21 protein-coding genes are annotated in these 24,706 nt (G+C 71.8%); 14 read left to right on the forward strand and 7 right to left on the reverse strand.

The genetic code is table 11. The features are described 5' to 3' along the window. Positions 1 to 44: 44 nt before the first annotated feature. Positions 45 to 1,373 (reverse strand): homogentisate 1,2-dioxygenase, encoded by a 1,329-nt coding sequence (hmgA, locus tag ACFVH0_RS29415; protein WP_385825054.1) that lies wholly within the window; start codon positions 1,371 to 1,373, stop codon positions 45 to 47. A 155-nt stretch (positions 1,374 to 1,528) separates the two neighbouring features. Between hmgA and ACFVH0_RS29420 the strand changes: the two genes are divergently transcribed. The 9 genes from ACFVH0_RS29420 (at position 1,529) to ACFVH0_RS29460 (ending at position 13,958) form a co-directional block, all read left to right on the forward strand. After that, positions 1,529 to 3,616 (forward strand): right-handed parallel beta-helix repeat-containing protein, encoded by a 2,088-nt coding sequence (locus tag ACFVH0_RS29420; RefSeq protein ID WP_385825056.1) that lies wholly within the window; start codon positions 1,529 to 1,531, stop codon positions 3,614 to 3,616. Further along, the gene (locus tag ACFVH0_RS29425; RefSeq protein WP_385825057.1) at positions 3,613 to 4,488 is read left to right on the forward strand and encodes a hypothetical protein; all 876 of its coding nucleotides are present in this window, start codon (positions 3,613 to 3,615) and stop codon (positions 4,486 to 4,488) included. The genes ACFVH0_RS29420 and ACFVH0_RS29425 overlap by 4 nt, the downstream gene beginning before the upstream one ends. Further along, a complete protein-coding gene (locus tag ACFVH0_RS29430) occupies positions 4,485 to 5,768 on the forward strand; it encodes a hypothetical protein (RefSeq protein ID WP_385825059.1) in 1,284 nt (427 codons plus the stop codon). The genes ACFVH0_RS29425 and ACFVH0_RS29430 overlap by 4 nt, the downstream gene beginning before the upstream one ends. Before the next feature lie 119 nt (positions 5,769 to 5,887). Then, positions 5,888 to 6,508, forward strand: coding sequence for a TetR/AcrR family transcriptional regulator (locus tag ACFVH0_RS29435; RefSeq protein ID WP_385825060.1), 621 nt, complete (start codon positions 5,888 to 5,890; stop codon positions 6,506 to 6,508). Positions 6,509 to 6,679: 171 nt separating this feature from the next. Beyond that, entirely contained in the window at positions 6,680 to 8,113 is a 1,434-nt protein-coding gene (locus tag ACFVH0_RS29440; RefSeq protein WP_385825062.1) for a CitMHS family transporter, read from the forward strand. Further along, positions 8,110 to 9,372 (forward strand): MFS transporter, encoded by a 1,263-nt coding sequence (locus tag ACFVH0_RS29445; RefSeq protein WP_385825093.1) that lies wholly within the window; start codon positions 8,110 to 8,112, stop codon positions 9,370 to 9,372. The genes ACFVH0_RS29440 and ACFVH0_RS29445 overlap by 4 nt, the downstream gene beginning before the upstream one ends. A gap of 77 nt (positions 9,373 to 9,449) precedes the next feature. Then, positions 9,450 to 11,351 (forward strand): ABC transporter ATP-binding protein, encoded by a 1,902-nt coding sequence (locus tag ACFVH0_RS29450; protein ID WP_385825063.1) that lies wholly within the window; start codon positions 9,450 to 9,452, stop codon positions 11,349 to 11,351. 84 nt (positions 11,352 to 11,435) lie between these two features. Further along, positions 11,436 to 12,824, forward strand: coding sequence for an aldehyde dehydrogenase family protein (locus ACFVH0_RS29455; RefSeq protein ID WP_385825065.1), 1,389 nt, complete (start codon positions 11,436 to 11,438; stop codon positions 12,822 to 12,824). 51 nt (positions 12,825 to 12,875) lie between these two features. After that, the gene (locus tag ACFVH0_RS29460) at positions 12,876 to 13,958 is read left to right on the forward strand and encodes a Zn-dependent alcohol dehydrogenase (protein ID WP_385825066.1); all 1,083 of its coding nucleotides are present in this window, start codon (positions 12,876 to 12,878) and stop codon (positions 13,956 to 13,958) included. Positions 13,959 to 13,985: 27 nt separating this feature from the next. Here the strand turns inward: ACFVH0_RS29460 and ppk2 are convergent, their stop codons facing one another. The 4 genes from ppk2 to ACFVH0_RS29480 form a co-directional block, all read right to left on the reverse strand. Continuing rightward, positions 13,986 to 14,879 carry a polyphosphate kinase 2 gene (gene ppk2, locus ACFVH0_RS29465; RefSeq protein ID WP_385825095.1) on the reverse strand — a complete coding sequence of 298 codons (894 nt, stop codon included), beginning with the start codon at positions 14,877 to 14,879 and terminating at the stop codon, positions 13,986 to 13,988. Positions 14,880 to 14,991: 112 nt separating this feature from the next. Beyond that, positions 14,992 to 15,969, reverse strand: a complete 978-nt coding sequence (locus ACFVH0_RS29470; protein WP_385825069.1) for a DMT family transporter — start codon at positions 15,967 to 15,969, stop codon at positions 14,992 to 14,994. 33 nt (positions 15,970 to 16,002) lie between these two features. Further along, positions 16,003 to 16,725 (reverse strand): ArsR/SmtB family transcription factor, encoded by a 723-nt coding sequence (locus ACFVH0_RS29475; RefSeq protein ID WP_385825070.1) that lies wholly within the window; start codon positions 16,723 to 16,725, stop codon positions 16,003 to 16,005. A gap of 15 nt (positions 16,726 to 16,740) precedes the next feature. Beyond that, positions 16,741 to 17,415: a TetR/AcrR family transcriptional regulator gene (locus tag ACFVH0_RS29480; RefSeq protein ID WP_385825072.1), complete on the reverse strand. Its 675-nt coding sequence runs from the start codon at positions 17,413 to 17,415 to the stop codon at positions 16,741 to 16,743. 65 nt (positions 17,416 to 17,480) lie between these two features. Between ACFVH0_RS29480 and ACFVH0_RS29485 the strand changes: the two genes are divergently transcribed. From ACFVH0_RS29485 to ACFVH0_RS29495, 3 genes are all read left to right on the forward strand, one after another. After that, positions 17,481 to 18,632, forward strand: coding sequence for an acyl-CoA dehydrogenase family protein (locus ACFVH0_RS29485; RefSeq protein WP_385825073.1), 1,152 nt, complete (start codon positions 17,481 to 17,483; stop codon positions 18,630 to 18,632). 90 nt (positions 18,633 to 18,722) lie between these two features. Continuing rightward, positions 18,723 to 19,013: a YiaA/YiaB family inner membrane protein gene (locus tag ACFVH0_RS29490; RefSeq protein ID WP_365478990.1), complete on the forward strand. Its 291-nt coding sequence runs from the start codon at positions 18,723 to 18,725 to the stop codon at positions 19,011 to 19,013. 81 nt (positions 19,014 to 19,094) lie between these two features. After that, positions 19,095 to 19,718, forward strand: a complete 624-nt coding sequence (locus ACFVH0_RS29495; RefSeq protein ID WP_385825075.1) for a TetR/AcrR family transcriptional regulator — start codon at positions 19,095 to 19,097, stop codon at positions 19,716 to 19,718. Positions 19,719 to 19,760: 42 nt separating this feature from the next. Here the strand turns inward: ACFVH0_RS29495 and ACFVH0_RS29500 are convergent, their stop codons facing one another. Next, positions 19,761 to 20,222, reverse strand: a complete 462-nt coding sequence (locus tag ACFVH0_RS29500) for a MaoC family dehydratase (RefSeq protein WP_385825076.1) — start codon at positions 20,220 to 20,222, stop codon at positions 19,761 to 19,763. Positions 20,223 to 20,354: 132 nt separating this feature from the next. On the opposite strand from ACFVH0_RS29500, the gene soxR reads away from it, so the two are divergent. Continuing rightward, positions 20,355 to 20,828: a redox-sensitive transcriptional activator SoxR gene (gene soxR / locus ACFVH0_RS29505; RefSeq protein ID WP_385825078.1), complete on the forward strand. Its 474-nt coding sequence runs from the start codon at positions 20,355 to 20,357 to the stop codon at positions 20,826 to 20,828. A 54-nt stretch (positions 20,829 to 20,882) separates the two neighbouring features. Here soxR and ACFVH0_RS29510 read toward each other — a convergent pair whose 3' ends face one another. Next, entirely contained in the window at positions 20,883 to 21,482 is a 600-nt protein-coding gene (locus ACFVH0_RS29510) for a hypothetical protein (RefSeq protein ID WP_385825079.1), read from the reverse strand. A 270-nt stretch (positions 21,483 to 21,752) separates the two neighbouring features. Between ACFVH0_RS29510 and ACFVH0_RS29515 the strand changes: the two genes are divergently transcribed. After that, complete coding sequence (locus tag ACFVH0_RS29515) at positions 21,753 to 24,575, forward strand: penicillin acylase family protein (RefSeq protein WP_385825081.1); 2,823 nt, start codon at positions 21,753 to 21,755, stop codon at positions 24,573 to 24,575. Positions 24,576 to 24,706: the final 131 nt, after the last annotated feature.

Genomic DNA, 24,706 nt, shown 5'->3' on the forward strand with positions numbered 1-24,706 from the left:
CCTTTCGTTCGGACCGGGCCGGATCGGGAGCGGTTGTCGGTCGCCTACGGCCGGAAGTTGCGGCTCAGACCCTGCCACACGTCGTCGTAGCCGTGCTGGAGATGGCCGGCGCCGGCCGCCTGCTCCGTCGCCGTCACCGGCCAGCGGGTCTCGAACATGAAGGCGAGGCCGTCGTCGATCTTCTGCGGCTTCAGCTCCGCCGCGCTGGCCCGGTCGAAGGTCTCCCGGTCCGGGCCGTGCGCCGACATCATGTTGTGGAGCGAGCCGCCGCCCGGGACGAAGCCGCCCTTGCCGGCCGTCTTCGCGTCGTACGCGCCCTCGATCAGGCCCATGTACTCGCTCATCACATTGCGGTGGAAGTACGGCGGCCGGAAGGTGTCCTCACCGACCAGCCAGCGCGGTGCGAAGACGACGAAGTCGACCCCCGCCAGACCGGGGGTGTCGGACGGCGACGTCAGCACCGTGAAGATCGACGGGTCGGGGTGGTCGTAGCTGATCGAGCCGATCACATTGAACCGGTGCAGGTCGTAGACGTACGGGGTGTGGTTGCCGTGCCAGGCGACCACGTCGAGCGGGGAATGGTCGTAGGTCGCCGACCAGAGGTTTCCGCAGAACTTGTTGATCACCTCCACCGGGCGGTCGTCGTCCTCGTACGCGGCGACCGGGGCGAGGAAGTCCCGGGCGTTCGCCAGGCCGTTGGCGCCGATCGGGCCGAGGTCTGGGAGGGTGAAGGGCCGGCCGTAGTTCTCGCAGACATAGCCGCGGGCGGTCGCGTCCAGCAGCTCCACCCGGAAGCGGACGCCGCGCGGGATCAGCGCGACATGCCCGGGCTCGGCGCGCAACAGGCCCAGTTCCGTACGGAGCAGCAGGCCGCCGCGCTCGGGGACGATCAGCAGCTCGCCGTCCGAATCGCTGAACACCCGGTCCGTCATGGACGAATCGGCGTGGTAGAGATGCACGGCCATGCCGGTGCGCTGCGTCGCGTCGCCGTTGCCCCCGAGGGTCCACAGGCCGGCCAGGAAGTCCGTCCCGGCCGCGGGCTCGGGAAGCGGATCCCAGCGCAGCCGGTTGGGGTCGGGCACGGACTCGGTGAACGGGGCGGTCCGGATCGCGCCGTTGCCGATGCGGACGAACGGCGGATGCGTGGCCGAGGGGCGGATCCGGTAGAGCCAGGAACGGTGGTTGTGGGCGCGCGGTTCGGTGAACGCCGAGCCGCTCAGCTGCTCCGCGTAGAGCCCGAGCGGTGCCCGCTGGGGCGAGTTGCGGCCGTGCGGCAGCGCGCCCGCGACCGCCTCCGAGCTGTGCTGATTGCCGAAACCGGCGGAATGCTCCAGCGCTTCCGCCGTCTTCCTCGCCTGCTCGATGCCGCCCATGTGCGCTCCCGGTGCCGAAGGAATCCTATGGGTAACCGTAGGAATCGGATCGGGGTGAGTCAACGGCATTCGTGATGCGCCCGGGTGCTCGGCGGTTCAAATGCGTGGTGCGCAGGGGGGTTCCAAAAGTTGAACAATGCTCTACTCTCCCGCACATGTCGTGGACACGAAGACTTCTGGTGGTTCTGGCGGCGCTCGCCGCCGCCCTCCTCGCGGCCCCGGCCGCCCAGGCGCACGAAGAACGTCCGGTCACCCTGCCCGACGGCACCGGCAGCGTCCCCGTGTACCGCACGGGTGAGCCCGATCTGCTGGTCTGCAAGAGCGACCGGGCGGACTTCGAGCGCCGGGTGTCCCGCTTTCCGGACGCGCTGCGGACCCGGAACCTGAAGCTCTTCGAACGGTGCCGGAAGTCCGGCTACCGCCACCTGCAGCAGGCCGTCGACGCGGTGGACCGGCCCGGCATGAACATCGCCGTCCTGCCCGGCCTGTACGAGGAGGAGCCCTCGCTGCCCAAGCCGACGGGGGAGTGCGCCCGGCTGAAGGCGCCCAAGTCCCAGCTCGGCTACCAGATCCTGTCGTACGCCCAGCAGGCGCGGTGCCCGCACAACCAGAACCTGGTGGCGATCCTCGGCAAGAAGGACCTCCAGATCGAGGGAACCGGCGCCGAGCGCACGGACGTGGTCGTCGACGCCAAGTACCAGAAGCTCAACGCGATCCGCGCGGACGGCTCCGACGGCATCTACTTCCGGAACTTCACCGCCCAGCGCACCACCTTCAACTCCCTGTACGTCCTGGCCCAGGACGGCTTCGTCATCGACTCCGTCCTCACCCGCTGGAACGACGAGTACGGCTTTCTGACCTTCGCCAGCGACCACGGGCTGTACAAGAACTGCGAGTCGTACGGGAACGGCGACTCCGGCATCTACCCCGGCAGCGCGTCGAACATCAACGACGGCTACGGCTACGACGTGCCGCGCTACTCCATCGAGATCACCGGCTGCCGCAGCCACCACAACATGGTCGGCTACTCCGGCACCGCGGGCGACTCCGTCTACGTCCACGACAACGAGTTCGACCACAACATGGGCGGCGCCTCGATGGACAGCGCCTTCCCCGGCCACCCCGGGCTGCCCCAGAACCACGCCCGCTTCGAACGCAACCTGATCCACGACAACAACGCCGACTACTACCCCTACGTCGCCGACGGCACCTGCGCCAAGCCACCTGTGGACCGCGGCTACGAGGAGGGCGTCGTCTGCCCGCAGATCTCCATGCCGCCCGGCTCCGGGATCATCACCGCGGGCGGCAACTGGAACCGGTACGAGAACAACTGGATCTACGGACAGAAGCGCGCCGCCTTCGTACTGACCGCCGTCCCCGCCTTCATCCGGGGCGAGGAGGCGCTGTCCAAGCAGGCCGACACCTCGCACCACAACCGGTACGCGGACAACCACCTCGGCAAGGACAAGGCGGGCAACTCCCGGCCCAACCGCACCGATGTGTGGTGGGACGGCCAGGGCGAGGGCAACTGCTGGCAGTCGGACGCCGGGCCGTCCTCCCCTCGGGCCCTGCCGGCCTGCGGCTCCGAGCGCGGCTCGGTGACCGGGCGCACCGACCGGCTCGTCGGCGAACCGGTCAAGCTCGCTCAACTGCTGGTCTGCGCCGACTACAACGTGCAGGCACGCCGGCTGCCGGCCGGCTGCGACTGGTACGGAGCGCGGGGCATCGAACGCATCGAGGTGCAGGTGGCGCTGACGGTCGCGGTGGTGCTCGCGCTGGTCGGCGGGGTGCTGTGGTGGCGCAGGCTGCGCGGCAGCCGGCTCGCCACGGTGGTCACCGGGCTCGGCGTGATCGGCCTCGGGCTCGATGTGGCCGGATCGACGATGGGGCTGGCCGCCTCCTACGTGCCCGCGCTGGCGCTGCTGCTGACCGGGGTGTGGTGGACCGGGATCGGTCTGGTGCTCCGGCGGGAGCGGCCCTGGCTGGGCTGGACCACGGTGGTGCTGGGCGGGCTCACACTGCTGGACGCCGTGGACAAGGCCGTGTTCATGATCCCGTGGATCCCGCTCAGCCCGGCCTGGGTGCGTGGACTGCTCGGCGTGGTCTGGGTGGTGTGGGCCGTGATCGCCGCCGCCCGGCACGGCGGGCGCGACGCCTCGGACGTGTCCGGTGCCCCGGGCTCCTCGCAGGCCGCCGACCCCGCCCCTGCCCCCGCATCCGCCCCGGAAGGAGACGCGTCATGAAGCGTTCCCACAGGCCACTGCGGGCCACTCGGCCGCACCGGGCCGCCCGGCCCGTCGTGGCCGCGGTCACCGTGCTCACCGCGGGCGCCCTCGTGTTCGGGGCGAGCGCCTGCGGCGGGCGGGCCACCACCCATCACAAACCCGGCACCAGCCACGAGCAGGCCGGCGGCAGCGTCGGCCGGCTGCTCACCGCCGACGACGGCTCCGGCAACCGGCTGCGCCAGGTCGACGCCGAGGGCGCCCCCTCGGTGACGGTCGCCGTACGCCCGGACTCGGAGGACGGCTGGAACGTCCACCTCTCCGTACGGAACTTCCGGTTCACCCCGGACAGCGTGGGCGGTGCCGCGCTCCTCGGGCGCGGCCACGCCCGGCTGTTCCTCGACGGCCACCCCCTCGCCCGGGTGTACGGCTCCTGGTACCACCTCCCCGCCTCCCTCGTCCGCGGCGCGGGAAAGGGCGGCACCGAACTCACCGCCCGGCTCTACGCCGACGACCACACCGCCTGGGCCGTGAACTCCGCCCCCGTCCAGGCCACCACCTCCCTCTCCACCGCCCCCTCCGGAGCGGCCACCGCCCCCGAGGGGAGCGGCTCCGCAACACCCCGGCCCGACACGACACTTGTCGAGATCACCGTTACGCACGGAAAGGTCAGCCCCGCCCCCGGCCGAACCGAGATCAAGAAGGGCCGGACCGTCGAACTCCGGGTGCGCAGCGACCGCGCCGACCACCTCCACGTCCACGGCTACGACAAGGAGGCCGTCCTGCCCGCGGGCAGGACCGTCACCCTGACCTTCACCGCCGACCGCAGCGGGCTCTTCGAGGTCGAGACCCACGAGTCCGACCTGCTCCTGACCCAACTCGTCGTGCGGTGAGCGTCCTCGCCCACGGCATCGGCGCCCAGCACGACCTTCCGCTGTCCCCGTTCTACGCCTTCGCCGGTGCCTTCGCCGCGCTCTTCGTCTCCTTCCTCGCGCTCGGCCTGCTCTGGTCCGCCTCCCGGTTCCGCGGCGACCGGGCGGGCCGGCCGGTCCCCTTTGGCCTCCAGCACCTCGCCGACGCCCGCTCCACCCGTATCGCCCTGCGGGCACTCGGCCTTGCCGCCGCCCTGTACGTCACGCTCCAGCTCCTCCTCGGCCCCGACGACCCGGACCGCAACCCGGGCCCCGGCGCCGTATACGTACTCCTCTGGGTCGGGCTGGTACCCGCCTCGCTCCTCCTCGGCCCCGTCTGGCGGCTGATCAACCCGCTGCGCACCGTCCACCTCCTCGTCTGCCGCGCACTGGGGCGCGACCCCGCCACGGGACGTCCCCTTCCCGCACAGCTCGGCCTGTGGCCCGCCGCTGCCGGGCTCCTCGCCTTCACCTGGCTCGAACTCGTCGCCCCCGATCCCGCGTCGGCCGACGCCCTCCTGGTCTTCCTCGGCGGCTACGCCGGCGTCCACCTGGCGGGCGCCGCCCGGTACGGCGCCGGATGGTTCGACCGGGGGGACGCCTTCGAGGTCTACTCGGGGCTGCTCGCCCGGCTCTCCCCGCTCGGCCGCCGGCCCGCCGACCGCCGCCTCGTGTTCCGCTCCCCGTTCAACGGACTCGACGCCACCCCGCAGTCCCCCGGACTCGTCGCCACCGTCTGCGTCATGCTCGGCTCCACCGCCTACGACGGCTTCTCCGACGCCCCGTCCTGGATCACCACCGTCCAGACCTCATCCCTGGGCCGCACCACCACCGCCACCCTGGGACTCCTGGGCGCCGTCGCCCTCGTCGCCGCCCTCTACACCCTGTGCGCCGGCGCCGTCCGGCTGATCTCCGGTCAACTGCACCACCCCCTCACCGCCTTCGCCCACTCGCTCGTACCGATCGCCCTCGGCTATCTGATCGCCCACTACTTCACACTCTTCGTCACCGAAGGCCCACGTACGGTCATGGTGGCACTCGGCACCGACAATCCGGCCCCGCCCGAGCCGCCCCTGGGCCCCGGCGGTGTCGCCACGCTCCAGGTCGCCGCGATCGTCCTCGGCCACGTACTCGGCGTCATCGCCGCCCACGACCGCTCCGTACGCCTCTTCCCGCCCGGCCGCGCCGTCGCGGGGCAACTCCCGCTGCTGGTCCTGATGATCACGTACACCATCGGCGGCCTGTCACTGCTCATCGCATGAGAACCGCGCCGGAAACAGGCGGCCACGCACCCGCCGGCCATCCGGAGAACCGGCGGCCCCCGCCCGCCGGCCGCGCCGGAAACCACCGGCCACCCGCCGCAGAGGAGACCCACGGCATCATGGAGCCCGTGCCCCATGCGAACACGAACCTCCGCCGCGCCCCCGTACAGCAGCGCAGCGCCGAGCGCCTCGCCCGGATACTCGACGCCTGCGCCGAACTCCTCGACGAGACCGGTTACGAGCAGCTGTCCACCCGTGCCGTGGCCATCCGCGCCGGGGTGCCCATCGGCTCCGTGTACCGGTTCTTCTCCAACAAGCGCGCACTGACCGACGCGCTGGCCCAGCGCAATCTGGACAGCTACGCCGAACGCATCACCGCCCGCCTGGCCGTCATCCCGGCCACGGACTGGCGCAGCGCCATCGACGCCGTGCTGGACGAATACCTGGCCATGAAGCGCTCCGTGGCCGGATTCGCCCTCGTCGACTTCGGCGCGGTGGCCCCCGAGGACGACCCCGCCAACGCCGCCAACCAGCGGGTCGCCGGCCGGCTCGCCGAACTGCTCGCCGGGCACCTGGGCGGCGCCCCCGACGAGGATCTGTCGCGCACCGTCCTGGTCTGCGTCGAGGCCGCCGACGCCCTCCTCCAACTCGCCTTCCGCACCGACCCGTCGGGCGACCGGGCCATCGTCGCGGAGACCCGCATCATGCTGCGGGCCTATCTGGCACGCGTACTGGAGTGACGGCGCAGGCATCGACGGCCCGTTGAGCCTCATCCGCGATCCCCGTGTTGACCTGGGGTTTTGCTCGTATTGCTCGCATGTCAACGTCTTGTTAACGCTTCGAGTCGCGCCCTAACGTCATCCGCACCGCCGAGTCCGGTGGGAGTTCAAGGGTGAGCGATAGGTATCCACATGCTGACAATCCTCGGCTTCGCCATGATTGCGACCTTCCTGGTCCTGATCATGCTGAAGAAGATGTCGCCGATCGCGGCGTTGGTCCTGATCCCCGCGCTGTTCTGTGTCGCGGTCGGACAGGGCGCGAAGCTCGGTGACTACGTCATCGACGGCGTCGGCAATCTGGCGCCGACCGCCGCGATGCTGATGTTCGCCATCGTCTACTTCGGCGTGATGATCGATGTCGGCCTCTTCGACCCGATCGTGCGGGGCATCCTGCGCTTCTGCAAGGCCGACCCGATGCGGATCGTCGTCGGTACGGCGGTGCTCGCCGCCATCGTCTCCCTCGACGGTGACGGCTCCACCACCTTCATGATCACCGTCTCGGCGATGTACCCGCTCTACAAGCGCCTCAAGATGAGCCTGGTCGTGATGACCGGAGTCGCCGCCACGGCGAACGGTGTCATGAACACCCTTCCCTGGGGCGGCCCCACCGCCCGCGCCGCCACCGCGCTCAAGCTGGACGCGGGCGACATCTTCGTGCCGATGATCCCGGCGCTCGGCGTCGGACTGGTCGCCGTCCTTCTCCTCGCCGTCGTGCTGGGCCGGCGCGAGCGCAAGCGGCTCGGGATGCTCACCCTCGACGAGGCGCCGGCCACCGGGACGGCCGCGGAGCCGGAGACCGTGCTCGTCGGGGCGGGCGGCGGCGGCGTCCGCGTCCGCAAGAACTCCGGCGGAGCCGGTACGGGCACGGGCGCCGGCGGCGACGCGCTGGAGAACCCGGCCACGGACGGCGACGAGGACGAGGGCTTCAAGGGCCTGGACCCGGACCGGGCCACCCTGCGCCCCAAGCTCTACTGGTTCAACGCCGGCCTCACCATCGCCCTGCTCACCGCGATGATCATGGAGCTGATGCCGATCCCGGTGCTCTTCCTGCTCGGCGCGGCCCTCGCCCTCACCGTCAACTTCCCGCACATGCCCGACCAGCGGGCCCGGATCGCCGCCCACGCCGACAACGTCCTCAACGTCTCCGGCATGGTCTTCGCGGCCGCCGTCTTCACCGGGGTCCTCTCCGGCACGGGCATGGTGGAGCACATGGCCGACTGGCTCGTCGGCGCGATCCCCGACGGCATGGGCCCGCACATGGCGATCGTCACCGGCATCCTCAGCATCCCGCTGACGTACTTCATGTCGAACGACGGCTTCTACTTCGGTGTCGTCCCGGTGCTCGCCGAGGCGGGCGCCGCCCACGGCGTCTCCCCGCTGGAGATCGCCCGCGCCTCCCTGGTCGGCCAGCCCCTGCACATGTCGTCCCCGCTCGTCCCGGCCGTCTACGTACTCGTCGGCATGGCGAAGGTCGAATTCGGCGACCACACCAGGTTCACCGTCAAATGGGCCGCTCTCACCTCGCTGGTGGTGCTCTGCGCCGGACTCCTGTTCGGCATCATCTGACCGTGCGCACCCCCCAGGAACCCGGCAGGAGCTGGCTGCTGCGCCTCGTCATCGCCTTCGCCTTCGCGCAGGGGGCGGTGTCGATGGCGCGGCCCGCCGTCTCCTACCGGGCTCTTTCGCTCGGCGCGGACGAGCGCGCCATCGGCGTGATCACCGGGGTGTACGCGCTCCTCCCGCTCTTCGCCGCCGTCCCGCTCGGGCGCCGGACCGACCACGGCCGGTGCGCGCCCCTGCTGCCCTTCGGCGTCGTACTGATCGCGGGCGGCTGCGCACTGAGCGGCCGGGCCGGCTCGCTGACCGCGATGGCGGCCTGGAGCGGGGTGATGGGCCTGGGCCACCTCTGCTTCGTCATCGGCGCCCAGTCGATCGTCGCCCGCCAGTCGGCCCCGGCCGAACAGGACCGCAACTTCGGGCACTTCACCATCGGCGCCTCCCTCGGCCAGCTCATCGGTCCGATCGCCGCCGGGTATCTGATCTCCGAGCGGGACGGCGCCATGGCCCGTACCAGCGCACTCGCCCTGATCGTCGCGGCGGCCGTCGCCGCCGTCTCCTTCGGCTCGCTCCGGCGCATCGAGCGCCGCTCCGCGCCCGCCGCCCACCGGGCGGAGCCGGCCGCGAAGGTCCCCGTCGGCCGCATCCTGCGGGCCCGCGGGGTTCCGGCCGGGATCTTCATCAGCCTCGCCGTGCTCTCCGCGACCGACATCCTCACCGCGTATCTGCCCGTCGTCGGCGAACACCGGGGCATCGCCCCCGCCACCATCGGACTGCTGCTCAGCCTGCGCGCCGCCGCCACCATCGCCTGCCGGCTGGTGATGACCCCGATGCTCCGGGTCCTCGGCCGCACCGCGCTGCTCACCACCACCTGCCTGCTGGCCGGGGCGCTCTGTGCGGGCATCGCCCTGCCCGTCCCCGTGGCGGTGCTGGCCGTGATGCTCGCCGTGCTCGGCTTCTGCCTCGGCGTCGGGCAGCCGCTCTCGATGACCACCGTCGTCCGGGCCGCCCCGCCGGAGGCCCGATCCACCGCGCTCGCCCTCCGCCTCACCGGAAACCGCCTGGGGCAGGTCGCGGCCCCCGCCTCCGCCGGACTGATCGCCGGGGTGGCGGGCACCGCGGCCCCCTTCGTCATGCTCGGCGCTCTCCTCCTCGCGGCGGCGGGGCTCGGCCTACGGGGCGGGCGGCGGGACCGGAGGGCCGGTGCCGACCCGGCCGTACCGGCACCACGGCCACGGCGGCGCCCCACCGACCGCAACCGCGCCTGACACCCGCCGAGGGCGGTTCACCGCCGCCGGCACCCGGCCGTTGACCTCAAGCCCACTGGAGGTCGTACGTTCCTCCCATGAGCATGGAAACCACCGCGTGGACACAGCTCCACAACGTCATGAACGCGCAAGCGGACCGACGCCCCTTCGACCGGACCACCCTGCGGCGCATCGCCGCGTTCGCCCGCCCGCACCGGCGCCGGGTCGCGCTGTTCCTGATCCTCAGCGTGGCGACGGCGCTGCTCGCGGTCGCCACCCCGGTACTCGCCGGCCGCGTCGTCAACGCCATCGTCACCGGCAAGGAGTCGGGCACCGTCACCCGGCTGTCCCTCCTGATCGCCGTGATCGCCGTCGCGGAGGCCGCACTCGGCCTGTTCAGCCGCTGGCTCTCGGCCAACCTCGGCGAGGGCCTGATCCTGGATCTGCGCACCGCCGTCTTCGACCATGTGCAGCGCATGCCGGTCGCGTTCTTCACCCGGACCCGCACCGGCGCGCTCGTCAGCCGCCTCAACAACGACGTCATCGGCGCCCAGCGAGCCTTCAGCAACACCCTGTCCGGCGTCGTCAGCAATGTCGTGACGCTGCTGCTCACGCTCGGCGTGATGCTCTCCATCTCCTGGCAGATCACCGTGCTCGCACTGGTGCTGCTGCCGGTGTTCGTACTGCCGGCCCGCCGGATGGGCTCCCGGATGGCGAGACTCCAGCGGGAGGCCGCGGCCCACAACGCCGCGATGGGCACCCGGATGACCGAGCGCTTCTCCGCACCCGGCGCCACCCTGATCAAGCTCTTCGGCCGCCCCGCCGACGAGTCCGCCGAATTCGCCGTCCGGGCCGGCCGGGTGCGTGACATCGGGGTACGCACGGCGATGGCCCAGTCCGCGTTCATCACCGCCCTCACCCTCGTGTCCGCGCTGGCGCTCGCCCTGGTCTACGGGCTCGGCGGGTTCTACGCGCTGCGCGGGCAGCTCGACGCGGGCGCGGTGGTGGCCCTGGCCCTCCTGCTGACCCGGCTGTACGCACCGCTCACCGCACTCGCCGGGGCACGCGTCGAGGTGATGAGCGCGCTCGTCAGCTTCGAGCGGGTCTTCGAGGTGCTCGACCTCAAGCCCCTCATCGACCAGAAGCCGGACGCCCGGGCGGTCCCGGACGGCCCCGTGTCCGTCGAGTTCGACCAGGTACGGTTCGGCTACCCCTCCGCCGACAAGGTCTCGCTCGCCTCCCTGGAGGATGTCGCGAGCCTCGACACCCGGGGCGGCGACGAAGTGCTGCGCGGCATCTCCTTCCGTGCCGAACCCGGCCAGACCGTCGCTCTCGTCGGCTCCTCCGGCGCCGGCAAGTCGACCATCGCCCAACTGCTGCCCCGGCTGTACGACACCGACGAGGGCTCGGTGCGCATCGGCGGCGTCGACGTACGCGACCTGACCTCCGACACCCTGCGCGACACCCTCGGCATGGTCACCCAGGACGGCCACCTCTTCCACGAGTCGGTACGCGCCAACCTGCTGCTCGCCCGCCCCGACGCCGCCGAGGAGGACCTCTGGGACGCGCTGCGCCGCTCCCGCCTGGACGGGCTCGTCGCCTCACTGCCCGACGGGCTCGACACCGTCGTCGGCGAACGCGGCTACCGGCTCTCCGGAGGCGAACGCCAGCGCCTGACCATCGCCCGGCTGCTGCTGGCCCGTCAGCGCGTCGTCATCCTCGACGAGGCCACCGCCCACCTCGACAACACCTCCGAGGCGGCCGTCCAGGAAGCACTCACCGAGGCACTCGCCGGCCGCACCGCGGTCGTGATCGCCCACCGGCTCTCCACCGTACGGGCGGCCGACCTCATCCTGGTCGTGGAGAGCGGGCGGATCGTGGAGCGGGGCACACACGAGGAACTCCTCGCGGCGGGCGGCCGGTACGAGGAGCTCTACCGGACCCAGTTCGAGAACCCCGGTACGGAACACGGGCGGCTCGACCCGCAGCCCTCGGCGTGACGGGCGTCTCTGGCGCCCCAAAACTAACAGCGCTAGTTTGGGAGCGGACGGCCCCGTCCGCAACCGTGTCCGGGAGGAACAGCGATGAAGGCCCACGACGGCATGTACATCGACGGAGCCTGGCGGCCCGCCGCCGGGCGGGACACGATCGCCGTGGTGAACCCGGCGGACGAACAGGTCATCGCCGAGGTCCCGGCAGGCGGGGCGCAGGACGTCGACGCCGCGGTACGGGCCGCCCGCGCCGCGCTCCCCGCCTGGGCGGCCACCGCCCCCGCCGGGCGGGCCGCACGGATCGCCGCCCTGCGTGATGTGCTCGTCGCCCGCAAGGACGAGATCGCGGAGACCGTCACCGCCGAACTCGGCGCGCCGCTGCCCTTCTCGCAGGCGGTGCACGCGGGCGTGCCGATCCTGGTGGCCGGTTCGTACGCCGAGCTCGCCGCCTCGTACGCCTTCGAGGAGAAGGTCGGCAACTCCACCGTGTACGCCGAGCCGGTCGGCGTGGTCGGCGCGATCACCCCGTGGAACTACCCGCTGCACCAGATCGTCGCCAAGGTCGCCCCCGCGCTCGCGGCGGGCTGCACGATCGTCCTCAAGCCCGCCGAGGACACCCCGCTGACCGCCCAGCTCTTCGCCGAGGCCGTCCACGAAGCGGGCATCCCCGCGGGCGTGTTCAACCTGGTCACCGGCCTCGGCGCGGTCGCCGGACAGGCCCTGGCCGAGCACGAAGGCGTCGACCTGGTCTCCTTCACCGGCTCCACCGCGGTCGGCAGGCGGATCGGCGCCACGGCCGGCGCGGCCGTCAAGCGCGTCGCTCTCGAACTGGGCGGCAAGTCCGCCAACGTCATCCTGCCGAGCGCGGACCTGGCCAAGGCCGTCGGCGTCGGGGTCGCGAACGTCATGGGCAACTCCGGCCAGACGTGCAGTGCCTGGACCCGCATGCTGGTGCACACCTCGCAGTACGACGAGGCGGTCGCGCTCGCCGCGGAGGCGGCCGCCAAGTACGGCGACCGCATCGGCCCCCTCGTCAATGCCAAGCAGCACGCACGGGTGCGCGACTACATCGACAAGGGCGTGGCGGAGGGCGCCCGGCTGGTCGCCGGTGGCCCCGAAGCCCCGCGCGAACAGGGCTACTTCGTCAGCCCGACCGTGTTCGCCGATGTCACCCCGGAAATGACCATCGCCCAGGAGGAGATCTTCGGCCCCGTCGTCTCGCTCATCCGCTACGAGGACGAGGACGACGCCCTGCGCATCGCCAACGGCACCGTGTACGGACTCGCGGGCGCGGTCTGGGCGGGCGACGAGGCCGAGGCGGTGGCGTTCGCCCGGCGGATGGACACCGGGAAGGTCGACATCAACGGCGGCCGGTTCAACCCGCTCGCCCCGTTCGGCGGCTACAAGCAGTCCGGCGTGGGCCGCGAACTCGGCTCCCACGGGCTCGCGGAGTACCTCCAGACCAAGTCCCTCCAGTTCTGACCCCCGCGCACCGCCCCGTTTCCCCGCCGCCGATCGTCAAGGAGCCTGTTCGTGGTCCGCGCCGCCGTACTGCCCGCCGTCGGAGCTCCCCTGGAGATCACCGGCATCGAACTCCCGGAGCCCGGCCCCGGCCGGGTGCGGGTCGCCCTCGCCGCCGCCGGCGTCTGCCACTCCGACCTCTCGCTCTCCGACGGCACCATGCGGGTGCCCGTCCCCGCCGTCCTCGGCCATGAGGGCGCGGGCACCGTCGTCGCGGTCGGCGAGGGCGTCACCCATGTGGCACCGGGCGACGGAGTCGTCCTCAACTGGGCTCCCTCCTGCGGGAGTTGCCATGCCTGTGCGCTGGGCGAGGTCTGGCTCTGCGCGAACGCGCTGAACGGTGCGGGTGCCGTGCACGCCCGGCGCGCGGACGACGGCAGCGAACTGCACCCCGGTCTCAACGTCGCCGCGTTCGCCGAGGAGACGGTGGTCGCCGCCGACTGCGTACTGCCCGTTCCGGACGGCATCCCGCTCACCGACGCCGCCCTCCTGGGCTGCGCCGTCCTCACCGGCTACGGTGCCGTGCACCACTCGGCGAAGCTGCGCGAGGGCGAGACGGTGGCGGTGTTCGGTGCCGGGGGAGTGGGGCTGGCCGCGCTCCAGGCCGCCCGCATCGCCGGTGCCTCGCGCATCGTCGCGGTCGACGTCTCCCCGCAGAAGGAGGAGCTGGCCCGCCGGGCGGGCGCCACCGACTACGTGCTCGCCTCGGAGAACACCGCCCGCGAGATCCGGGCCCTCACCGGCAAGCAGGGGGTGGACGCCGCCATCGAGTGCGTGGGCCGCGCCACCACCATCCGTACCGCCTGGGAGTCGACCCGCCGCGGCGGCCGGACCACGGTCGTCGGCATCGGCGGCAAGGACCAGCAGGTCACCTTCAACGCCCTGGAGCTCTTCCACTGGGGGCGCACCCTCTCCGGCTGCGTCTACGGCAACTGCGACCCGGCGCGGGACCTGCCCGTCCTGGCCGGCCACATCCGGGAGGGCCGGCTCGACCTGGGCGCACTGGTGACGGAGCGCATCACCCTGGACGGCATCCCGGCGGCGTTCGACAACATGACCGCGGGCAGGGGCGGACGGGCCCTGGTGGTGTTCTGACGGCCCGTCCCGTGATCCCCGCCGGGCTCAGTCCGGGGGCCCGTCGATCGCCCTGTCCGTGGTGAGCAGCCGGGCGTCCATCTCTCCCTGCTCGAAGAGCCGGGAGGCCGGACCCACGATCAGCGGGTCCGGCTCGTGGGCCACCGCCGTGTCCTTGTCCGGGTAGTCGAAGCGGTGCAGCACATGCCGGATCGCCTCCAGCCTGGCCCGCTTCTTGTCGTTGCTCTTCACCACGGTCCAGGGCGCGTCCGCCGTGTCCGTGTGGAACAGCATCAGCTCCTTGGCCTCCGTGTACGCGTCCCACTTGTCCAGCGAGGCGAGGTCGACCGGGCTGAGCTTCCACTGCCGCACCGGGTCGATCTGGCGGATCATGAACCGGTTGCGCTGCTCGTTGCGGGAGACGGAGAACCAGAACTTCACCAGGTGGATGCCGTCCCGGGCGAGCATCCGCTCGAAGCCCGGTGCCTGATGCATGAATTCGAGGTACTCGCGGGTGGAGCAGAACCCCATCACCCGCTCCACACCGGCCCGGTTGTACCAGGACCGGTCGAAGAGCACGATCTCCCCGGCGGACGGCAGATGCGCCGTGTACCGCTGGAAGTACCACTGGGTGCGCTCGCGTTCGGTGGGCTTCTCCAGCGCTACGACCCGCGCGCCACGGGGGTTGAGGTGCTCGGTGAACCGCTTGATCGTGCCGCCCTTGCCGGCCGCGTCCCGCCCCTCGAAGAGGATGACGAGGCGTTCGTCGCGCTCCTTCACCCAGTGCTGGAGCTTGAGCAGTTCGATCTGCAGGGCGCGCTTGGACTTCTCGTACGCCCTCCGGCCGAGCTTGTGGTCGTACGGGTAGTCCTCGCGCCAGGCGTCCCGCGCCCGGCCCTCGGGCGTCACCAGCACCGGATCGTCGTCGCCGCTGTCGGCCACCCGGAAGCCGTCGAGCCCGGGGCCGCCGTACCGGGCCGCCTCGGTGAGCGAGGCCGCACCGGCCGGCCGGGGCCCGGCCGGCTTCTCCTTCGGGCGCTTCTTCCCCGACCGCTCAGCGCCGCTCGGTTTCCCGGTGTTCCGCGTCATGTCGGTGTCCCTCCACCGGCCGTGCCGGATTCTTCCGCGTCAGGCCAGTGTGCGGACGCATCCGGGAGACCGCCACCCCGGCCAGACAGAGCAGCCCGCCGCCGACGGTGAGCGGCGCGGGCACCTCGTCCAGCACCAGCCAGGACATCAGTACCACCAGCGCCGGCACCGCGTACGTGGTGGCGCCCATCCGTCCCGCGGTGGTCCGGGCCAGCGCGTAGGCCCAGGTGGTGAAGGCCAGCGCGGTCGGGAAGAGGCCCAGGTAGACCATGTTCAGGGTGGCGGACAGCGGTGCGTCGGCGGCGTCGGAGATCAGCGCGCCGGAGAACGGCAGACAGGCGACGGTGCCGACCAGGCAGCCGAAGGTGGTGATCTGCAGCGCGGAGCCGTGCCGCAGCGCGGGCTTCTGGCGTACCACCCCGGTCGCGTACGCCACGGCGGCCAGCAGGCACAGCAGCACGCCGAGCACCGAAGCACCGCCGTGCCCCGACATCGAGAGCCCCACCACCGCGGCGCCCGCGAACGACACGGCCATGCCCGCCAGCAGCCTGCCGGGCAGCCCCTCGCCCAGCATCCGGGCCCCGAGCAGCGCGATCAGCAGTGGGCCGATGTTCACCACCATCGCCGCGGTGCCCGCGTCGACCTGCTGCTCGCCCCAGTTGAGCACCACCATGTACAGCCCGAACCAGAGCAGCCCGGACCAGATGATCCCCGGCCAGGCGGCCCGCGGGGGCAGTCCCTCGCGCCGCACCAGCAGCAGCGCGCCGAGCGCCAGCGAGCCGGCGAGCAGCCGGCCGAGGGCGAGCGCACCGGGCGAGTAGGCCTCCCCGGCGCTGCGGATGGAGACGAACGCGGAGGCCCACAGCAGCACGGTGGTGCAGGCCGCGGCGGTGGCCCGCCAGTCGCGGTGCGCGGCGGGGGAGGAGGTCGGGGGCGTAGTCATGGCTCCGACGGTAGGGCCGTGACCGTTCGGCCCCTACCGAATTGATTCCGGCTCGATGCCGAGGCGCTCGTACAGTGCCCGCTCCCCGGCCGGGGTGGCCTTCACCGCGCGCCCGGACCCGATCCGTACGCACCACCCGGCGTCCAGCGCATGGCGGCACAGCGCGGCGCCCGCGACCCCGGCCAGGTGCGGCCTGCGCTCCGTCCAGTCCAGGCAGCTCCGTACCAGCGGACGCCGCGAGCCCGTCTCCAGGCCGATGCCCACCTCGTCGAACCAGCGCAGGCCCTCGCCGGTGAGCGCGAAGCCGGCGTCCTGCGCCAGCAGCCCCCGTACGGTCATGGAGTCGGCGATCGCGATGCCGATCCGCCCCGCGAGATGGTCGTAACAGGTGCGGCCGCGGGCCATCGCGCTGCTCGCGCTCACCGCGCCAAGGGTGCGCGGCCGCTCGGGCGGGGAGCCGGGGACGACATGGGCCGCCAGGTCCTCCACGAGGTGCGCGGTCCGTTCGTCGGCCAGCCGCAGATAGCGGTGGCGGCCCTGCCGCTCCTCGGCCAGCAGCCCGCCCGCGACCAGCTTGCCCAGGTGTTCGCTGGCGGTCGACGGCGCCACGGAGGCATACCGGGCCAGTTCGCCCGCGGTCCAGGCACGGCCGTCGAGCAGCGCCAGGCAGAAGACGGCGCGGGTCTCGTCGGCGAGGAGCGCCGCCAGGGCGGCGAGCCGGGGCGCGGCCGGGTCGGAGTGTGCCATGCGTGCCATGTGAACCAGGATGCGTCAGGAACGCTTCGGTGCCGGCCGAACCGTCCCGGCCGGTGCCAGCAGCCCGTACTGGAGCGAGAGGCCGTCGACCAGGGCCCGCAGCCCGGTCTCGAAGGCCCCCTCGTCGACCTTCTGGCGGCGCTCGGCCAGCAGATGGGCCTGGCCCAGATGCGGGTAGTCGGCGGGGTCGTACGCCGTCTCGTCGTCGACGAAGCCGCGGGCGAAGGAGCCCAGCGCCGAACCGGTGATGAAGTAGCGCATCAGCGCCCCGATGTACGTGGCCTGGGCGGGCGGCCAGCCGGCCCTGACCATCGCGCCGAACACCGCGTCGGCGACCCGGAGACCGGCCGGCCTGCGCCCCGGGCCCTGGGCCAGCACCGGAACGATGTGCGGGTGCTCGGTGAGCGCCGCACGATAGGAGACGGCCCAGTCGTGCAGGGCGGCGCGCCAGTCGCGGGTGTCCGACTCGTCGAACATCGACAGATCGACCTGGGCGGACACGGCGTCCGCGACCGCGTCCAGGATCTCGTCCTTGTTGCGGAAGTGGTTGTAGAGCGAGGGTCCGCTGACCCCGAGTTCGGCCGCGAGCCGGCGGGTGGAGACGGCGTCGAGCCCCTCGGAGTCCACGAGCGCGCTCGCCGTCTCGACGATGCGGTCTCTGCTGAGGAGGGGCTTGCGCGGTCGGGCCATGCGGCACATAGTAGGGCCTGCAAGCGAAAAACTAGCAGTGCTAATTAAAGTGTGGGAGTCGAAGGATGAACCTGGAGCTCAGCGAGGAGCAGGAAGCCGTCCGGCAGCTCGCCAAGGACTTCGTCGCCCGTGAGGTCGCCCCGCATGCCGTGGCGTGGGACCGGGCCGAGAATGTCGACAGGTCGATCGTGAAGAAGCTGGGCTCCGTGGGCTTCCTCGGGCTGACCGTCCCCGAGGAGTACGGCGGCTCCGGCGGCGACCACCTCGCCTACTGCCTGGTCACCGAGGAGCTCGGGCGCGGCGACTCCTCGGTGCGCGGCATCGTCTCCGTCTCCCTCGGCCTGGTCGCCAAGACCATCGCCGCCCGGGGCGACGAGGAGCAGAAGCGGCACTGGCTGCCGAGGCTCACCGCGGGCGAGGCGATCGGCTGCTTCGGCCTCACCGAGCCCGGCACCGGCTCGGACGCCGGGAACCTGACGACGAGGGCCGTCCGCGACGGCGACCACTACGTCATCAACGGCAGCAAGATGTTCATCACCAACGGCACCTGGGCCGATGTGGTGCTCCTCTTCGCCCGTACCGGCGACACCCCCGGCCACAAGGGCATATCGGCCGTCCTGGTCCCCACCGACACCCCCGGCCTCGGTCGCCGCACCATCCACGGCAAGCTCGGCCTGCGCGGCCAGGCCACCGCCGAGCTCGTCCTGGAGGACGTGAGGGTGCCCGCCTCCGCGCTCATGGGCCCCGAGGGCAAGGGCTTCTCCATCGCGATGTCCGCCCTCGCCAAGGGGCGGATGTCGGTCGCGGCCGGCTGTGTCGGCATCGCCCAGGCCGCCCTGGACGCCGCCGTGGGCTACGCGGGCGAGCGCGAGCAGTTCGGCAAGTCCATCGCGAGCTACCAGCTCGTCCAGGAACTCATCAGCGACATCGCCGTGGACGTGGACGCCGCCCGGCTGCTGACCTGGCGGGTGGCCGATCTCGTCGACCGCGGCGAGGACTTCGCCACCGCCGCCTCCAAGGCGAAGCTCTTCGCGTCCGAGGCCGCCGTCCGTGCCGCCAACAACGCGCTCCAGGTCTTCGGCGGCTATGGCTACATCGACGAGTACCCGGTCGGCAAGCTGCTGCGCGACGCCCGCGTGATGACCCTGTACGAGGGCACCAGTCAGATCCAGAAACTGATCATCGGCCGCGCGCTCACCGGGGTCTCCGCCTTCTGAACCGGCGGCGCCGATCGAACGGGCGTCTGAGTACCGGGCTGAGTAGCAGAGCGGATGTGGCGCACGCCACGCCGGCCGATGCTGGGCGCCATGAGTGAGACAGCACCGGTCAAGCAGCAGAGCACCGCCGCCTTCTACGGCCAGGCCGTCGCCTCCTTCGGGGTGGCGATGGGCGCGGTGGCTCTCGGTATCTACTTCCTCGACGCCGACGCCTGGGTCCGCGGATTCCTCGCGATCGGCGTCCTCTACCTCGTCACCTCCTGCTTCACCCTGGCCAAGGTCATCCGCGACCGCCAGGAGGCGGGCCGGATCGTCAGCCGGGTCGACCAGGCCCGGCTGGAGAAGATCCTCGCCGAGCACGACCCCTTCCAGAAGCTCTGACGATCCCGCCGGACGGACCCTAAGCGCTTGCTCAGGTTCGGGGTATGGTGTTCGTCCTGCTGACGAGAGGGGCGAGTGACGATGAGCACGGCGGAGGAGACCGACGGCGACAGCGCGCCGTGGGCCGAGGTGACGCCCGAGGCGGCCAGGCGGCTGCTCGTCGCCGCCGTCGACGCCTTCGCCGAGCGCGGGTACCACGCCACCACCACCCGCGACATCGCGGGCCGGGCGGGGATGAGTCCCGCCGCGCTCTACATCCACTACAAGACGAAGGAAGAACTGCTCCACCGGATCAGCCGGATCGGCCACGACCGCGCCCTGTTCGTCCTGGAGGCGGCCGCCGACGGCGGGGGCACGGCGGCCGAGCGGCTGGCCGAGGCGGTACGGTCCTTCGTCCGCTGGCACGCCGAGCGGCACACCACCGCCCGCGTGGTCCAGTACGAACTCGACGCCCTCGGCGAGGAGCACCGCACCGAGATCGTCGAACTGCGGCGCAGGAGCGACGCAGTGGTGCGCCGGATCATCGGCGAAGGCGTGCGGGCGGGGGAATTCGACGTCCCCGACGTGCCGGGCACCACGCTCGCCGTGCTCTCGCTCTGCATCGACGTGGCGCGCTGGTTCAACGAGCAGGGCAGCCGGACGCCGGACGAGGTCGGCGAACTCTACGCCGGCCTCGTGCTGCGCATGGTCGGGGCCGAGCGGTAGTGCGAGGGCCCGGCGGCGGGTCGCGCCGCCGGGCCGGACGTGTCAGAAGTAGTAGCGCGACACCGACTCGGCCACGCACACCGGCTTGTCGCCGCCCTCGCGCTCGACCGTGACGACGGCGGTGACCTGCACCCCGCCGCCCGCCTCCTCGACGCTCTTCAGGACGGCCGACGCGCGCAGCCGTGAGCCCACCGGCACGGTGGACGGGAAACGGACCTTGTTCGTCCCGTAGTTGATGCCCATCTTCATGCCCTCGACCCGCATGATCTGCGGTACGAGCGTCGGCAGCAGCGAGAGCGTGAGGTAACCGTGCGCGATCGTCGTGCCGAACGGTCCGGCGGCGGCCCGCTCCGGGTCCACGTGAATCCACTGGTGGTCACCGGTGGCCTCGGCGAAGAGGTCGATCCGCTTCTGCTCGATCTCCAGCCAGTCGCTGTGTCCCAGCTGCTCGCCCACTCCGTCGCGCAGCTCCTGCGCGGACGTGAAGATCCTCGGCTCTGCCATGTCCCTGGTCCCTGCCTTTCCAGCTCCGGGCCGTCCCTCGGTGCACTGTCCAAGCGCTTGCTCAGCATGGTTGGCGGGTGCGTTCCTGTCAACGACGGACCCGGCCCGGGGCGGGCCAGTAGGGTTGGAGGGGTGCCCCAGATCCCACAGACACTCCATGAACTCACGGTCGGACAGCTCTCCGCGCGCAGCGGCGCCGCTGTTTCGGCCCTGCACTTCTACGAGGCCAAGGGCCTGATCGGCAGCCGCCGCACCAGCGGCAATCAGCGCCGCTACACCAGGGACGCGCTGCGCAGGGTGGCGTTCATCCGCGCGGCGCAGCGGGTCGGCATCCCGCTCGCCACCATCCGGGACGCCCTCGCCGAACTTCCCGAGGAGCGCACCCCGAACCGCGACGACTGGGCACGGCTCTCCGCGGCCTGGCGCTCCGAACTGGACGACCGCATCGCGCGGTTGGCGCGGCTGCGGGACCACCTCACCGACTGCATCGGCTGCGGCTGCCTGTCGCTGGAGAACTGCGTGCTCTCCAACCCCGACGATGTCTCCGGCCAGCGGATCAGCGGCTCGCGCCTGATGCCGGAGCGCCCGTCGGCCGAGCGCCCGTAGACCGGTGTGCGCCGGCCGGTCCCCCGTGGGCCCGGCGGCCCCTCCCGGCGCGGGTCACGCCGCGGAGGCCAGATCCCGCCGCCCCGCGTTGCGGGCCTTGGCCAGCGCCGCCGGGGTGAGCACCGGCTGCGGCACCACGATCCCGCAGTCCGTGCAGACCGGGCCCGACCACGGCTCGTGGAGCCAGCGGAGGCCGGCGCCCGCGCACACCGGGCAGACCGTGCCGGGGGCCGACTCCAGCGCCGCGATCAGCCGGCGCAGCACCTCGGCGAGCGGCCGGGAGGGATGCACCGCCGGGTCCTCGCAGCGGGCGACCCCGTTGCCGCCCCAGGTACGCCGGTGCCAGTCGTCGAACGCGCCGGGCCGGCGCAGCCCGTCGTGCTTCTCCCGCCTGCGGCGCTCGGCGAACCCGGCCTCGTAACCGAGCCAGACCGCCCGCGCCGCCTCCAGTTCGTCCAGCGCGCGCATCAGCCGCGCCGGATCGGGGGACCGGTCCTCGGGCCCGATGCCGTGCCGCACGCACAGATGGTCCCAGGTCGCCCGATGTCCGTAAGGGGCGAACCTCTCCAGGCACTTGCGCAGCGAATACCGCCGCAGTGCCAGGTCGCTCCGTGGATCGCGGACCTGTCTCGCAAGACTCCGGAATCCCGCCACCGCACCGTCACCTCCGTCGCTCGTACTTCGGCGTCCAGGGCCTTTCGTCCGGGTCGGGCCGGACGTAAACGAAAGGCCCTAGGAATGGACGTACGACTCCCCGATTCGGATCCCTCGGTGAGCGACATCGTCCGAAAAGTGGGGACGGCCCGTCACCGGGCCGCTGCGGGCGGCGCCATGTGACGATTCGGAAAAAGTGACGGTTGTTCATCTTACCGGCGGGTCATACCGCCAGTAACCTCCGGCGCACAGCCTCTCGGAGGAGCGCGCATGCCCCCACGCACCGTCAAGCTCAGAGCCGCCACCGTAGCGGCGGTCCTCGCACTCGGCACCACCCTGCTCGCGGCCTCGCCGCAGGCCGGCGCCGCGGAACCCGACCCCGTCACCGACTACTGCCAGGGGCAGTGCGACGACATCCTGCCCCCGGGCGAGAACGGGAACGCCACCCTCGTCGAGATCCTCGGCAACAAGGCGTTCGGTACGCATCCCGCCCACAGCGACGACCAGCTCGACCGCTACAACGGCCTGGTGGCCGGGCACTCGGGTCTCACCGACCAGAAGCTGACCGACTTCTTCAACGACGCCTCGTTCGGCGTGCCGAAGGACCAGGTCGAGTCCGTCACCTCGCCCCGCGACGACGTCACCATCACCCGTGACAAGGCGTCCGGCGTCCCGCACATCAAGGGCTCCACCCGCTACGGCACCGAGTTCGGCGCCGGATACGCCGCCGGGCAGGACCGGCTCTGGCTGATGGACCTCTTCCGCCACATCGGACGCGGCGAGCTGACCTCGTTCGCCGGCGGCGCGCTGGCCAACCAGGGCCTGGAGCAGCAGTTCTGGCCGCAGGCCCCGTACACCGAGGAAGACCTCGAAGCCCAGGTCGAGCAGATCAGGACCCATGAGGGGGCCCGCGGCGAACAGGCCATGGCGGATGCCCAGGCGTATGTCGACGGCATCAACGCCTACCGGGACAAGTCCAAGAAGGGCCGCTACTTCCCGGGTGAGTACGTCCTCACCGGCAAGATCGACGCCATCACCAACGTCGGCGAGATCCAGCCGTTCAAGCTGACCGACCTGATCTCCATCGCCTCGGTCGTCGGCGGTCAGTTCGGCGGTGGCGGTGGCGGGGAGGTGCAGGCGGCGCTCTCGCTGCTGGCCGCCCAGCAGAAGTACGGCGTCGCCGAAGGCACCAGGGTCTGGGAGTCCTTCCGCCAGCGCGAGGACCCCGAGGCCGTGCTGACGATCCATGACGGCACCTCGTTCCCGTACGCGGGCAAGCCCGACCAGGCGCGCGGCACCGCGCTGCCCGACGCCGGGTCCGTCACCGCGGAACCCCTGATATACGACCGCACCGGCTCCGCGGGCACCGACCGGAAGGCCCCGGTCAAGGCCCCGGCCCCGCTCAAGAAGGCCCAGGGCATCTACGACGACGGCGTCATACCCGAGGGCTCACTGCCCGGTTCCGGCTCCGGCGCCCAGAAGCGCGGCATGTCCAACGCCCTGCTGGTCTCGGGGAAGCACACCGCGAGCGGAAACCCCATCGCCGTGTTCGGGCCGCAGACCGGCTACTTCGCCCCGCAGCTGATGATGCTCCAGGAACTCCAGGGGCCGGGCATCAGTGCCCGCGGCGTCTCCTTCGCCGGTGTCGGCATGTACATCCAGATGGGCCGCGGCCAGGACTACGCCTGGAGCGCCACCTCGGCCGGCCAGGACATCACCGACACCTACGCCGTCGACCTGTGCGAGCCCGACGGCTCCACACCCACCAAGGACTCCACGCACTACCTCTACCGCGGCACCTGCACCGCCATGGAGACGCTGGAGCGCACCAACTCCTGGAAGCCGACCGTCGCCGACTCCACGGCGAAGGGCTCCTACCGGATGCAGGTCCGGCGCACCGATTACGGCATCGTCACCCACCGCGCCACCGTGGGCGGCAAGCCCGTCGCGTACACCTCGCTGCGCACCACCTACCGGCACGAGGCCGACTCGATCATCGGCTTCCAGATGCTCAACGACCCCTCGTACGTCAGGGACGCCGCCACCTTCCAGCAGGCGGCGAGCAATATCGACTACGCCTTCAACTGGTTCTACGCCGACTCCCGCACCGCCGCCTACTACAACAGCGGCATGAACCCGGTGCGCGCGCCGGGCGTCGACCCGGCGCTGCCGGTGCGGGCCGAGCGGGCCTATGAGTGGCAGGGGTATGAACCGGGCACCAACACCGCCGCGTACACCCCGTTCGCCGAGCACCCGCACTCCAGCGGGCAGGACTACTACATCTCCTGGAACAACAAGCAGGCCAAGGGGTACGCCGCCGCGGGCTTCGGTCTCAGCGCCGTGCACCGGGGCGATCTGCTGGACGACCGGGTGGCGAAGCTGGTCGAGGAGGGCGGGGTGACCCGCGCGTCCCTCACCCGGGCCATGGCCGAGGCCGCGGTCACCGATCTGCGCGGCGAGCAACTGCTCCCCGAACTGCTGAAGGTGATCCGCTCCCAGCCGGTCACCGACCCCGACCTCGACGCGGTGGTCCAGCAGCTGGACTCCTGGCGGGCGGCGGGCGCCCAGCGCAAGGAGAGCAGCCCGGGCTCGCACACGTACACCCACACCGACGCGGTACGGATCATGGACGCGTGGTGGCCGAAGCTGATCGAGGCGGAGTTCAAGCCGGGGCTCGGTGACGGTCTGTACGGGGCGCTGACCGCGAACCTCGCCACCGACGAGTCCCCGGCGGCCAGCCATGGACCGAGCGGGGCGCACAGCGGTTCGGCGTTCCAGTACGGCTGGTGGGGCTTCGCCGACAAGGATTTGCGCCAGGTGCTGGGACAGCCGGTCGAGGGACCGCTCGCCAGGTCCTACTGCGGCAACGGCGATCTGAGCAGCTGCCGCGCGGCGCTGCTGTCCTCGCTGAAGCAGGCGGCGGCGGTGCCGGCGGCCGAGGTGTACCCGGCCGACGGCACCTGCAAGGCCGGTGAGCAGTGGTGCACCGACTCGATCATCCACCGGGCGCTCGGCGGGATCGCCCAGAAGGCGATCCACTGGCAGAACCGCCCGACGTACCAGCAGGTGGTCGAGTTCCCGGCGCACCGCTAGGAACCGGTCGGGCGGGGGGGGCCGCCCCCGCCCCGCCCGCCCCCCCCCCCCCCCCCCCGCCAGGGGGTGCCGCCTGGGCCCCGCCCCGCCCCCCGCGGGAAAGCCCCCCCCCCCGCCCCCCGACGCCACAG

Origin of the sequence: Streptomyces sp. NPDC127117 (genome assembly GCF_042677325.1) — a bacterium.
Taxonomy (GTDB): Bacteria; Actinomycetota; Actinomycetes; order Streptomycetales; family Streptomycetaceae; genus Streptomyces.